This window comes from Alicycliphilus denitrificans K601, from assembly GCF_000204645.1.
GTDB classification, from domain to species: Bacteria; Pseudomonadota; Gammaproteobacteria; order Burkholderiales; family Burkholderiaceae_C; genus Alicycliphilus; species Alicycliphilus denitrificans.
This window is the reverse complement of record NC_015422.1, coordinates 4,917,082-4,928,827: the sequence shown is the minus strand read 5'-3', so window position 1 is coordinate 4,928,827 and position 11,746 is coordinate 4,917,082. Positions and strand designations below refer to the sequence as shown.

The following is an 11,746-nucleotide window of genomic DNA, read 5'->3' as shown; positions in this document are numbered from 1 at the left end:
ATCGTTTTCGTAGCTGCCAGCGTTTGAGGGATAAGCGCTGGAGGCCAAAAACACCCAAAACATCCAATGGCCGAAAGCGGCACCCAGCGCCACTACCGCGCGCCCTGCCCCGGCTGCGGCGCACCCGTCGAGTTCAGGAGCGCGCAGTCCACCCACGCCGTCTGCTCCTACTGCCACAGCACCGTGGTGCGCAGCGGCGAGGTGCTGCGGCGCGCGGGCAGGATGGCGGAGGTCTTCGACGACCACAGCCCGCTGCGGCTCATGGCCAGCGGCAGGTTCGAAGGCCAGCCCTTCACCCTCATCGGCCGCCTGCAATACAAGGGCGACGAGGGCGGCTGGACCGAGTGGATCGCCTGGCTGCAGGACGGCAGCACCGCCACGCTGAGCGAGGACAACGGCGCCTACGTCTTCATGCGCCCTGCCGCGCTGGGCCGCGAGCCGCCGGACGCCGCGCGGCTGCGCGTGGGCGCTACCACGGCCGTGGACGGCAAGCCCTTCAGCGTGGCGGCCAACCTGCGCGCGCAGCTCGTCGCGGCCGAAGGCGAGCTGCCCCGGCTGCCGCCGCCGGGCCAGCCCTTCCAGGTGGTCGAGCTGCGCAGCGGCGACGGCGAGGTGCTCGCCATCGACTACGGGAGCAGCCCGCCCCAGGTACAGCGCGGCCGCGCCGTGCGCCTGGAAGACCTGCAGATGCAGGGCCTGAAGGACGAATCGGCCAGGGAGGAGAAGGGCCGCCAGTTCAACTGCCCCCACTGCGGCGCGCCCGTGCAGGTGCAGCTGGCCACCACCAAGAGTTGCACCTGTCCCGCGTGCAACAGCCTCATAGACCTGAGCGCCGGCGTGGGCGGCGAGCTGCGCCACGCCGTGCAGCACGAGCCGGTCGCGCCGCTGATCCCGTTGGGGAGTGTGGGCCAGTTCGAGGGCGCGTCGTGGCAGGCCGTGGGCTTCCAGCACCGCATGGGGCGCGAGCCGGGCGACGACGAGGAATTCGGCTGGGACGAATACCTGCTCTACAACGCCCGGCGCGGCTTCGTTTTCCTCGTGGACGCGAGCGACGGCTGGAGCCTGGTGCGCCCCGCCACCGGCGCGCCCCAGTACAAGAACGGCGCGCAGACCGCGAGCTACCTGGGTACGCAGTACCGCCTCGCGTCCACCTACACGGCCGAAACCGACTACGTGCTCGGCGAGTTCTACTGGCCCGTCGAACGCGGCCAGAAGACCAGCAACGCCGACTTCGCCGCCACCGGCGGTAGGGGCCTCCTCTCGCGCGAGCAGTCGCGCGGCGAGGTCACCTGGTCGCACGGCGAGCGCATCGACAGCAGCGCCGTCGCCCAGGCCTTCCGCCTCGGCGACAAGGCCGCCCTGTTCCGCCGCCAGGACGCGGGCCCCGTGGCCGGCAACCCGGGCATAGGCTGCAGCACGCTGATACTCGCCGCCGTCGTGCTGCTGGTCCTGCTGGTGCTCATGAGCAACTGCGCGGGCTCGTCGGGCGGCGGCTACCGCAGCTCGGGCGGCTCGTTCGGCGGCTACACCTCGGGCGGCGGGCACAAGTGACATGACCAAGAACCACCTTCACAAGGAGCAAACGCCATGATGGGAATCGAATGGCTCCGGCCCGCGGCTTTCCTCGGGTCCATCCTCTACGCGCTGATCGGCGTTGTCGTCTTCTGGCTGTGCTTTCTCATCGTCGACAAGATCACGCCTTACGACCTGTGGGCCGAGATAGTCGAGAAGCAGAACCGTGCGCTGGCACTGGTGGTGGCAGCCATGTGCCTGGGCATCAGCATCATCGTGGCGGCGGCGATCCATTGACCGGCCCGCGCGCATGAGCGCCGCACCCGAAGCGGCGGGCGCCGCCCCGCCTGCCCCGCGCCCCACCGACATCGCCCTGCTCGCCAGCGTCTTCGTCATCGCCGCCTGCGGGCTGCTCTACGAACTCGCGGCGGGCGCGCTCGCATCGTACGTGCTGGGCGACTCGGTGCTGCAGTTCTCCACCGTCATCGGCACCTACCTGTTCGCCATGGGCGTGGGATCGTGGCTGTCGCGCTACTTCGAGCGGCAGCTGCCCGCGCATTTCCTGCGCATTGAGCTACTCGTGGCCCTCGTCGGCGGGGCGCTGCCGGCCGTGCTGTTCCTCGCGAACGCCTACGCGCCGGGGGCGTTCCGCGTGCTGCTGTACGGCATGGTGCTGCTCGTGGGCACGCTCGTCGGCCTGGAGATCCCGCTGGTCATGCGCATCTTGAAGCGCAACGTGCGGCTCAAGGACCTGGTGTCGCAGGTGCTCACCTTCGACTACCTCGGTGCGCTGGCGGTGTCGCTCGCGTTTCCGCTGCTGCTCGTGCCGCAGCTCGGGCTGGTCCGCACGGGCCTCTTGTTCGGCTTCATGAACGCGGCCGTGGCCGTGTGGGCGCTGTGGCTGTTCCGCCGTGAGCTGCGGCGCTTTCGCGCGCATGCCGTGGCCTGCGCGGCGGTGGTGGGCGCGCTGCTCGCGGGGCTGCTGGGGGCCGAGCACATCACGCGTTTCGCGGAGGACAAGTTCTACCAGGACCGCATCGTGATCAGCGCCGCGTCGCCCTACCAGCGCATCGTGGTCACCAACGGGCGGCAGGGGCACCGCCTGTACCTCAACGGCAACCTGCAGTTCGCCGAGCGCGACGAATACCGCTACCACGAGGCGCTCGTCCACCCCGCCATGGCCGCGCACGGCGCGCCCCGGCGCGTGGCGGTGCTCGGCGGCGGCGACGGCATGGCGGTACGCGAGATTCTCAAGTACCCCTCGGTCGAATCGGTCACGCTGGTGGAGCTGGACCCGGCCATGACGCGCCTGTTCACCCAGGACCCCGCGCTGCGGCGCCTGAACGGCGGCGCGCTCGCCAACCCCAAGGTGCGCGTCGTGAACACCGATGCCTTCCAGTGGCTGCAGCAGGACGAGGGCAGCTACGACGTGATCGTGGTCGACTTTCCCGACCCCACCAACTTCGCCATCGGCAAGCTCTACACCAACAGCTTCTACGCGCTGCTGGACCAGCGCCTGGCGGCCAGCGGCTACGCCGTGGTGCAGACCACCTCGCCGCTGGTGGCGCGCAAGAGCTTCTGGACGGTGGTGGCGACCATCGAGTCCGTGGGCCTGGCGGCCACGCCCTACCATGCCCACGTGCCCAGTTTCGGCGAGTGGGGTTTCGTCATCGCCAGCCGCCGGCCCTGGCGCCTGCCCGCCGCCCTGCCCGGGGGGCTGCGCTTTCTGGACCTGAAGTCGCTGCCGCTGCTGCTCGACTTTCCGCTGGACATGGCGCGCGTGCCCGCCGAGGTGAACCGCCTGTCCAACCAGGTGCTGGTGCACACCTACGAGCAGGAATGGGGCGCGGTGGTGGCGCACTGATGGACCGCCGCACCTTCCTGGCCGCGCCCCTCGCGCTGGCGGGCTGCGCGCCGCAGACGCCCGGGCTCGAAGGCGGCTTCACCGGCATCGCCATGGACCGCGGCCATGCGCTGCGCGACCGGCTCGAAGGCGCCGCGCCCGCCGTGACGCACCGCACCCGCGTGGTGATCGCGGGCGGCGGCATCGCCGGGCTGGCCGCGGCGCGCGCGCTGCGGCTCGCGGGCGTTCACGATGGCGTGCTGCTGGAGCTGGAGGACGAGCCCGGCGGCAACAGCCGCGCGGGCAGCGTGGGCGGCATCGCCTGCCCGCTGGGCGCGCACTACCTGCCCGTGCCCGGCGATCATGCGGGCGAAGTGCAGGACCTGCTCGAAGAACTGGGCCTGCGCCGCCGAGTGGCCGGCCGCTGGCAGTACGGGGGGGATGATGGGCGCCACCTGTGCCACAGCCCGCAGGAGCGCTTGTTCCTGCACGGCCACTGGCAGGAAGGGCTGCTGCCCGTGCAGGGCGTGGGCGAGTCCACGTTGGCGCAGTATCGGCGTTTCTCCAGGCGTGTTGATGAACTCGCGCGCGTCGCGCCGTTCACCATGCCCGCGCTCAAGGCATGGATGCCAAATCGGCCTCCAGCGCCCATTCATCAAGCGCTGGATGCTATTACTTTGGATGATTGGCTGGCGCGCGAGGGGCTCGATGACGCCTACCTGCGCTGGTACCTGGACTACTGCTGCCGCGACGACTACGGCGCCGGCAGCGCGCGCGTCTGTGCCTGGGCGGGCATCCACTACTTCGCGAGCCGCCACGGCTTCCACGCGCCCGGCGACGACGAGGGCGCCGAGCGCGAAGGCGTGCTCACCTGGCCCGAGGGCAACGGCTGGCTCGCGCGGCGCCTGGCCGCGCTGGGCGCGGGCCAGGTGCGCTGCGGCACCGGTGTGCTGCGCATCGCCGAGACGCGCCATGGCGTGGAAGTCGATGCGCTCGACCACGCCAGCGGCCGCATCGAGCGCTGGCAGGCCGATCGCTGCATCGTCGCGCTGCCCGCGTTCGTCGCCGCGCGCGTGGTGCAGCCCGCGCCCGCCTTCGTGCAAGAGGCCGCACGCCGCCTGCAGTGGGCGCCCTGGCTGGTCGCCAACCTCCGCATCGGCGTGCCCCTGGCCGACCGCGAGGGCGCCGCGCCCGCGTGGGACAACGTGCTCTATTCAGACCCCGTGCCAGGCGGCCTGGGCTACGTGGATGCGGGCCACCAGCGGCTCGACCCCGGCGCGTTGCTCGCCGGGCCCACCGTGCTGAGCTACTACCAGGCTCTGGGCGACCTGCCCGATGGCCGCGCGCAACTCGCCGAGCGGCCCTGGACACACTGGCGCGACGCCATCCTCGCCGCGCTCGCCGTGCCCCACCCCGACTTGGTCGGGCGCGCCACGCGCATGCAGGTCACGCGCTACGGGCACGCCATGTCCATCCCCGTGCCGGGCACGCTGGGGTTTTTAAGCAAAATCGGCCTCCAGTGCCCGCCAGGAAAGCGCTGGCAGCTATCGAATGGAGAGCGTGTGCCGCTGCCGCCCACGCCCGGCACCGCGCGCCTGCTGTTCGCGCACGCCGACTGGTCGGGCTACTCGGTGTTCGAGGAAGCCTTCACGCGCGGGCATGCGGCGGGGCTGGCGGCGGCGGGGTAGCGCGGCCATGCACGATGCGGTCGAGGAGTGATGGAGCCAAATCGGCCTTCAGCCCTTTACGGACAGGCGTTTCCAGCTATCGAATAAAGAGCGAATGCCGGCGCGCGGGCAGGAGGCAGAATCGGGGCAGCTCCCCCATGCACGCGAGACACATGCCGCCGCCGCACCCCGTCTACCACCGCACGCCCCTGCCGCCGGGCGCACGGCGCAAGGTCGGCTGGCTGATGCTGTGCTGGATGCTGATCGTCTTCAGCCCCTTCGTCGGCTTCGCGCTGCACGGCAAGGTGGAGGAGCGGGGCCTGGTCTTGGGCCTGTATTTCGCGCTGCTGCCGCTGTGCGGGCTGCTGGCGCTGCGGCGCCTGCACCGCGCCGGCCTGCGCCGGGTGCCGCCAGACGTGGTGGATGAGTGGCGGCATGGCCGCTTGGTACCGCCCGAAGGCGCGCCGCCCGTGGCGCCGCCGCTGCGCTACGCCGGCCCGCGCCACTGGATCGAGCTGCGCGCCGACGGCGTGCTGGCGTCGCGCAGCGCCCTGCTCCACCTGAACGGCGAGGGCGGCATCGCCGAGGTGATCGACAGCCTGCGCGTGGCTGACGCCGCGGGCCAGTACTTCGTGCCGTGGGCGGCCATCGACGGCTGGGAGATCGACACCGACGGCGACGGCCCCGATTTCCACCGCCTGCGGCTGCGCCCCAGGGGCTTCGTGCTCCTGCGCCGCTTCCGCGCCGGCGCCGGGCACGAAGCCGGCCTGCTGGACGGCGTGCGCTCCATCGGGCGGGTGCCGGTGCTGCTGAAGGACGACCTGACGGCGCCCTGATGGCGCGTGGCCAGGTCAGAGCATGAGCCCGTGGGCCACCCCGTCGCGCCCCGGGTCGGCGCCGCCGTGCAGCCCATCGGGCAGCGCCTGCACGCCGTGCACCCAGGCGATGGTGTAGTTGTAGGGGTTGCGGTTGACCTGGTAGCCCTGGGCCTCCAGCGCGCGCGCGGTGTGGCGCGGGATGCGGTTGCACACGTCGATGGCGTTGCTGGTGGACGAGAAGCGCGGCGCGCTCACGGCAGCCTGCATCTGCATGCCGTGGTCGATCACGTTGAGCAGCACCTGCAGCACGCCCATGGCGATCTGCGTGCCGCCGGGCGCGCCGAGCACCACGTCGAGCCTGCCGTCCTTGAACGTGAGGGTGGGGCACGACGAGGTGAAGCGGCTCTTGCCCGGCCGGATGCTGCCCGCGCGGCCCGGGCGCGGGTCGAACACGCCCATGCAGCCGTTGTAGATAAAGCCCATGCCCGGCGTGATCACGCCCGAGGGCATGGCGAGCGAATGGGTCATAGAGACGCAGTTGCCGTCGCCATCGACCACGCAGAGGTGCGTGGTGTCGCGCGGCACCGGCGCGCCGGGGTTCACGCGCTCCACGCTGAAGCGCCGGCCCGCGCGGATCTGCGCGGCGGCCTCGCGGGCCATGTCCTTGGAGAGCAACTGGTCGAGCGGCACGTCGAAGAACCGCGGATCGCCGATGTGGCGGTCCTTGTCCGACGTGGCCTTCTTCATCGCCTCGCACACGGTGCGCAGGTACTCGGGGCTGTTGTGCTCCATCGCGCCCAGGTCGAAGTTCTCGAGGATGTTGAGCATCTCCAGCAGCATCGCGCCGCCGCCCGGGGGCTGGTTGGTGGTCACCGTGCGGTCGCGGTAGCTGCCCACGAGGGGGGCGTTCCTTTGCACCTCGTAGCGCGCCAGGTCTTCGAGCGTGATCAGCGCGCCGAGCGACTGCAGGTGCGCCACCATCTCGCGCGCCAGGTCGCCCTGGTAGAAGGGGTGCGAACCCTCGTCGGCAATCCGGCGCAGCACGCGCGCCATGCCCTCGTTGCGCAGCGGCGCGCCGATGGGCTTGGGGCGGCCGTCGGGCCGGCAGTAGAGCGCGCGGCCCTCTTCGCTGTACTGCAGGCGCTCCAGGTTGCCCACGCGGCCCGAGGTGGGCTCGTCGATCCAGAACGCGTGCATGCCGGGGCGCACGAAGAAGCCGTCCTGCGCCCAGCGGATCGCGGGCTCCACCACCTGCCTCCACGGCAGGCGGCCGTGGGCCTGGTGCATGGCCTCCAGCCCCTTGAGCGTGGCGGGCGTGGCGATGGACTGCGGGCCGATGTCGTTCACGCGGCCCTTGAGGATGAAGCCGAAGCCGTCTTGCGTCTCGCCTTCGAGCAGGTCTTCCCACATGTCCTCGCGCGCGGCCAGCGGCGCGGGTGAGTGGAAGTCGAAGTATTCGTGCACGCCCGCGCCGGGCAGGTACACGGCCGCGGTGCCGAAGCCCGCGATGCCGCACATCAGCGGGTCCACCACCGTCTGCGCGAGCGCGGTGGCCACGGCGGCGTCCACCGCGTTGCCGCCCGCGCGCAGGATGTCTATGCCCGACTCGGCCGCCTCGGGCTGCGGGCAGACCACCATGGCTTGCTTCTTCATGGCGCCGTGCCTCACTTGGCGCTCAGGTTCAGCGCGTCCAGCGCCGGGCCCCAGGCCTTGGCGTCGCGCACCGTGGTCTCCATGACCAGCGACGCCGGACCCGAGACGGGCAGCACGCCCATGCTCTGCAGCTTGGCCTGCACCTCGGGGCTCTTGTGGAAGGCCTCGGTGGCCTTGTTGAGTTTCTCGATGATGGCCGCCGGCGTGCCCGCGCGCGCCACGATGCCGCTCCAGCCCATGTTGTCGAAGCCCTTCACGCCCAGCTCGCTCGCCGTGGGCACGTCGGGCAGCTCGGGCGTGCGCTGGGGCGCGAGCACGGCCAGCGCGTTGAGCTTGCCGTTCTTGATGTGCGGCAGCGCCGTGCCGTAGACGGGCGCCATCACCTCCACCTGTCCGCCGATGGTGGCCATGATGCCGTCGGCCTCGCCCTTGTAGGGGATGTGCGTCATCGAGATGCCCAGCGCCTTGGACAGCAGCTCCACCGCCAGGTGCGTGGAATTGCCCAGGCCTGCAGACGCGAAGTTCAGCTTGCCCGGCGCGGCCTTGGCGCGCTCGGTCAGCTCCTTGAGCGTCTTGATGCCCGTGGCCGGGTTGGTCGAGAGCACGAAGGGCACCGTGGTGAGCATGGCCACGCCCGTGAAATCCTTCTCGGGCGAGTAGGGCAGAGGCTTGTAGGTGAACTGGTTGAGCACCATCAGCGACACGCTGCCGTACAGCAGCGTGTAGCCATCGGCCGGCTGGTTCAGCACGCTCTGCGCGGCGATGATGCCGCCGCCGCCCGGCTTGTTCTCCACCACGATGGTGCCGCCGATGGCCTTGCCCGCATGCTCGGCCCACAGGCGCGCGATGGTGTCGCTGCTGCCGCCGGGCGCCTGCGAGACCACCAAGCGGATCGGGCGGCCGGGGTAGCTGCCCTGCGCCCACGCGGCGGTCGTGGCGGCGGCCGCCAGCGCGGCGCCCGCGAGGAGCTTGGAGAGGTTCTTGAACGTGGCTGGCATGGGCGATCCCTTCGGTGGCATGGCGGAAAAAACGATCGGCGCATTGTGGTGAAGCACCCTCCGTATGCCTAGTGAAAAGGCACAATGGCTGCATGAGGATTTGTTCATGATTGGCGACGGCGCCTCCTGGGCGCGCCGGCTCAAGGTGCGGCACCTGGAGTCGTTCCTGGTGCTGGACGAGGCGGGCACGCTCACGCGCGCGGCCGAGCGCCTGCACATGACGCAGTCGGCCATGTCGCACTGGCTGGCCGAGCTGGAGAGCGTGGCCGGCACGCCGCTGGTGGTGCGCGGACGCAAGGTGCAGCTCACGCCCGCGGGGCACTTGCTCAAGCGGCTGGCGGTCAACGTGCTGGGCGACATCTCGCGCACCGGCCGCGAAATGCAGGCCGTGGCCCAGGGGCGCGTGCCGCGCCTGAATGTGGGCAGCGTCTGGGCCGGCATCGCGGGCGGGCTGCCCGAGGCGGTGAGCGCCTTCCAGCGCACGCACGCGGACGTGGCCGTCTCCATCCACGACGGGCCGTTCGACAACCTGCTCAAGGGGCTGGAAACGCGCGCGCTTGACGCCGTCATCGGCGTGCTGGACGCGCGCGCCCACCAGCCGGGGCTGGAGCACGAGGTGCTGTTCGAGGACCGCGTGGCCATCGTCGTCGGCCAGGGCAGCAAGCACTGGGCGCACAGCGACGCGCTCAGCTTCCGCGACGTGCTCCATGAACAATGGGTAATGCCACCCGGCGGCACGCTCACGCGCATGCAGATGGACGCCTTCCTGATCGAGCAGGGGGCGTCCTGGCTCGTGCCCCGGGCCGAGACGGCGTCGCTGGCGATGATGCAGGCCCTGCTGCACAAAGGCGACTACGTGGGCGTGTGCTCGGAGTCGATGGCCGACTACCAGGCCTCCATCGGCATGTTTCGCAAGATCAGAATCGAGTCGAGCATCCGCTTCGGCCCGATCACCGTGATGTGGAACCGCGAGCATGTCGCGGCCACGCTGCGCGACTTCATCGGCTGCCTCGTGGCGCATGCGCGCGGCGCAATTGCAATTGGCTAGATGATTTTTCGTGCCCGCAGGCGCTGGATATCGTTGGCCGTCAATCCAGCTTGCGTGAATACCGCTTCGTTGTGCTCGCCCGGCGCTGGCCCGATCGGCGGCACGGGTAGCGGGTACCCGGTCACGCGCGGGACGACGCAGGGCGCGGGCAGGGGGCCGCACTCGGCATCCTCCAGGTGCACGATGGCGTTGCGGGCCTTCAGGTGCGGGTCTCGCAGGATGTCCTGCACCGTGTAGACCTTGCTGAAGGGGATGCCGCCCCGCTCCAAATGGCGCGCCAGCTCCTCGAAGTCGTGCGCCTGGAACCAGGCGACCAGCACCTCCTCCAGTTCATCCACGTGTTTCACCCGCTGCGGATTGGTGCTGAAGCGCGGGTCGGCGGCCATTGCGGGTTGTCCGACGATCTCGCACAGCCGCTTGAAAATGGGGTTGGAGGAGGCCACCAGCGAGAAGTGGATGCCGTCGCGGCTGCGGTACATGTTCGAGGGTGCGGTGTAGCTGGCCTGGTTCCCCGCGGGCCCGCGGATGGTGCCCATCTGCTCGTACTCGACGGCCAGCGGGTCGAGCAGGCGCAGCAGCGCTTCCGTCGCCGACAAGTCGACCTCGGTACCCGACATGTCTGGGTCTGCGCGCAGGCGTGCGACTTCCATCGCGATGGAAAAGGCGCAGAACAGCCCGGCCACGTAGTCGCCCACGGGGTAGTTGCTGTGCAGCGGCGTGCCGTCTTTTTCACCCGTCAGGTTGGTGAAGCCGCTCATGGCCTCGAAGATGCGGGCGAAGCCGGGGCGCGTGGCATAGGGCCCGGTCTGGCCGAAGCCGGTCAGGCGGACCACGATCAGCCGCGGGTTAGCGCGCCGCAGGGCCGCCAGGTCCAGGCCCCAGCGATCCAGCGTGCCAGTGCGGAAATTCTCGACCAGCACGTCGAACCGCGCGATGAGCCGGAGGAACACGTCGCGCCCTTCGGGCTGGCGCACGTCCAGCGTGATACCGCGCTTGCCCCGGTTGGCGACCTTCCACCACAGCGGCACGCCATCCTTCACGGGTTGCAGGGCGCGCAGCGCGTCGCTGCCGTCCGGCAGTTCGAGCTTGACCACCTCGGCGCCATGGTCCGCGCACAGGGTGGCGCCGACGGGGGCCGCCAGCACCGTCGCCATGTCGAGGATGCGCACCCCGTGCAAGGCGCCATTGGATGAGGAGGGTGAGGTCATGTGCGGCTCGGCGGTGTGTTGCATGCCGCCGCAGTCTGATGCGTCCGGGCGGCGTGCGAAAGCGGTGTTCCGCTGTGCAAAACGGCCTTGCCGGATTCATTGACGCCGATGTGCGGCGGCCATGAACATGTCGGCCAACCCCGTTTATTCCAACACGCCGTGGCCTCCATCCATTTGCCTGGATCCGTCGATCCGCACGACCTCAGCACCGACCGCCAGTTCGCGATGAACCTGGCGCGCGGCGTGCAGGTGCTGCGGGCGTTCTCGGCGCAAAGCGCGCTGCTGGGCAACCGCGAGCTGTCCGACATCACCGGCCTGCCCAAGGCTACCGTGTCCCGGCTGACCTACACGCTGAGTCTGCTGGGCTTGCTGGAGCGGGAGGCCGTGTCGCAGAAGTTCCGGTTGACTGCGGGCGTGCTGTCGCTGGGCCATCCGCTGCTGGCGAGCATGCCGGTGCGCCAACTGGCCCGGCCCTTGATGGTGGAGCTGGCGCAGCGGTCGGGCTGCACCGTGAACCTGGGCATGCGCGACCGTTCCAACGTCGTCTATATCGATTCGATCCGGCCCCACGACGACAACGCGCACATGCCGGACATCGGTGCCACCTATCCGATGGTGGCGAGCGCCATCGGGCGCGCGCTGATCTTTGCGACACCGAGGCAGGAGCGCATGGCGCTGCTGAACTTCCTGCGCGTGCAGGACGGCGAGACTTTCGCCAAGTATGCGAGTGCGCTGGAAGAAGACCGCAAGCGCTGGGAAAAGCACGGCTACTGTCACGGCCCGGGCTATTGGCGCAAGGAGGTCCACGCCATCGCCGTGCCGATCGCGCAGCGCAGCGGCGAGCCCGCGCTGGCCATGAATTGCACGCTGTACGCGCACCGCAACGCGGCGGAGTACCTGCCCAAGAAGGTGGTGCCCCTGCTCAAGGATGCCGTACGCCATCTGGAGGCAGCGCAAGGGCTGCTCTGAATTCCATTCGCCACCCATCAACGACAGGAG

10 protein-coding genes are annotated in these 11,746 nt (G+C 70.2%); 7 read left to right on the top strand and 3 right to left on the bottom strand.

The annotated features are described in order from the left end of the window. The first annotated feature begins 66 nt into the window (after positions 1–66). From ALIDE2_RS23240 to ALIDE2_RS23220, 5 genes are all read left to right on the top strand, one after another. Positions 67–1,551: a DUF4178 domain-containing protein gene (locus ALIDE2_RS23240; RefSeq protein ID WP_013521097.1), complete on the top strand. Its 1,485-nt coding sequence runs from the start codon at positions 67–69 to the stop codon at positions 1,549–1,551. A 36-nt stretch (positions 1,552–1,587) separates the two neighbouring features. Continuing rightward, the gene (locus ALIDE2_RS23235) at positions 1,588–1,809 is read left to right on the top strand and encodes a DUF350 domain-containing protein (RefSeq protein ID WP_013521096.1); all 222 of its coding nucleotides are present in this window, start codon (positions 1,588–1,590) and stop codon (positions 1,807–1,809) included. A gap of 13 nt (positions 1,810–1,822) precedes the next feature. Further along, the gene (locus ALIDE2_RS23230) at positions 1,823–3,376 is read left to right on the top strand and encodes a polyamine aminopropyltransferase (protein WP_013723291.1); all 1,554 of its coding nucleotides are present in this window, start codon (positions 1,823–1,825) and stop codon (positions 3,374–3,376) included. Further along, positions 3,376–5,043, top strand: a complete 1,668-nt coding sequence (locus ALIDE2_RS23225) for an FAD-dependent oxidoreductase (protein WP_013723290.1) — start codon at positions 3,376–3,378, stop codon at positions 5,041–5,043. Before ALIDE2_RS23230 ends, ALIDE2_RS23225 begins: the two co-directional genes overlap by 1 nt. Before the next feature lie 137 nt (positions 5,044–5,180). Beyond that, positions 5,181–5,858 (top strand): hypothetical protein, encoded by a 678-nt coding sequence (locus tag ALIDE2_RS23220; protein WP_238530075.1) that lies wholly within the window; start codon positions 5,181–5,183, stop codon positions 5,856–5,858. A gap of 15 nt (positions 5,859–5,873) precedes the next feature. On the opposite strand, the gene ggt is transcribed toward ALIDE2_RS23220, so the two are convergent. Then, complete coding sequence (gene ggt / locus ALIDE2_RS23215) at positions 5,874–7,493, bottom strand: gamma-glutamyltransferase (protein WP_013723288.1); 1,620 nt, start codon at positions 7,491–7,493, stop codon at positions 5,874–5,876. 11 nt (positions 7,494–7,504) lie between these two features. After that, the gene (locus ALIDE2_RS23210) at positions 7,505–8,491 is read right to left on the bottom strand and encodes a Bug family tripartite tricarboxylate transporter substrate binding protein (RefSeq protein ID WP_013521091.1); all 987 of its coding nucleotides are present in this window, start codon (positions 8,489–8,491) and stop codon (positions 7,505–7,507) included. 106 nt (positions 8,492–8,597) lie between these two features. On the opposite strand from ALIDE2_RS23210, the gene ALIDE2_RS23205 reads away from it, so the two are divergent. Further along, complete coding sequence (locus ALIDE2_RS23205; RefSeq protein WP_013521090.1) at positions 8,598–9,539, top strand: LysR family transcriptional regulator; 942 nt, start codon at positions 8,598–8,600, stop codon at positions 9,537–9,539. Here the strand turns inward: ALIDE2_RS23205 and ALIDE2_RS23200 are convergent. Further along, positions 9,536–10,771, bottom strand: a complete 1,236-nt coding sequence (locus tag ALIDE2_RS23200) for a CaiB/BaiF CoA transferase family protein (protein ID WP_013521089.1) — start codon at positions 10,769–10,771, stop codon at positions 9,536–9,538. The genes ALIDE2_RS23205 and ALIDE2_RS23200 overlap by 4 nt on opposite strands. A gap of 84 nt (positions 10,772–10,855) precedes the next feature. On the opposite strand from ALIDE2_RS23200, the gene ALIDE2_RS23195 reads away from it, so the two are divergent. After that, on the top strand, positions 10,856–11,716 hold the full coding sequence (locus tag ALIDE2_RS23195) for an IclR family transcriptional regulator (RefSeq protein WP_013723287.1): 861 nt from the start codon (positions 10,856–10,858) through the stop codon (positions 11,714–11,716). The last annotated feature ends 30 nt before the right edge of the window (positions 11,717–11,746 follow it).

Bases quoted from the DNA above. Each gene is read 5' to 3' on its own strand.
- ggt (WP_013723288.1), bottom strand. From the start codon at position 7,493: ATGAAGAAGCAAGCCATGGTGGTCTGCCCGCAGCCCGAGGCGGCCGAG.
- ALIDE2_RS23225 (WP_013723290.1), top strand. From the start codon at position 3,376: ATGGACCGCCGCACCTTCCTGGCCGCGCCCCTCGCGCTGGCGGGCTGC.
- ALIDE2_RS23200 (WP_013521089.1), bottom strand. From the start codon at position 10,771: ATGCAACACACCGCCGAGCCGCACATGACCTCACCCTCCTCATCCAAT.
- ALIDE2_RS23235 (WP_013521096.1), top strand. From the start codon at position 1,588: ATGATGGGAATCGAATGGCTCCGGCCCGCGGCTTTCCTCGGGTCCATC.
- ALIDE2_RS23230 (WP_013723291.1), top strand. From the start codon at position 1,823: ATGAGCGCCGCACCCGAAGCGGCGGGCGCCGCCCCGCCTGCCCCGCGC.
- ALIDE2_RS23195 (WP_013723287.1), top strand. From the start codon at position 10,856: ATGTGCGGCGGCCATGAACATGTCGGCCAACCCCGTTTATTCCAACAC.
- ALIDE2_RS23240 (WP_013521097.1), top strand. From the start codon at position 67: ATGGCCGAAAGCGGCACCCAGCGCCACTACCGCGCGCCCTGCCCCGGC.
- ALIDE2_RS23220 (WP_238530075.1), top strand. From the start codon at position 5,181: ATGCACGCGAGACACATGCCGCCGCCGCACCCCGTCTACCACCGCACG.
- ALIDE2_RS23210 (WP_013521091.1), bottom strand. From the start codon at position 8,491: ATGCCAGCCACGTTCAAGAACCTCTCCAAGCTCCTCGCGGGCGCCGCG.
- ALIDE2_RS23205 (WP_013521090.1), top strand. From the start codon at position 8,598: ATGATTGGCGACGGCGCCTCCTGGGCGCGCCGGCTCAAGGTGCGGCAC.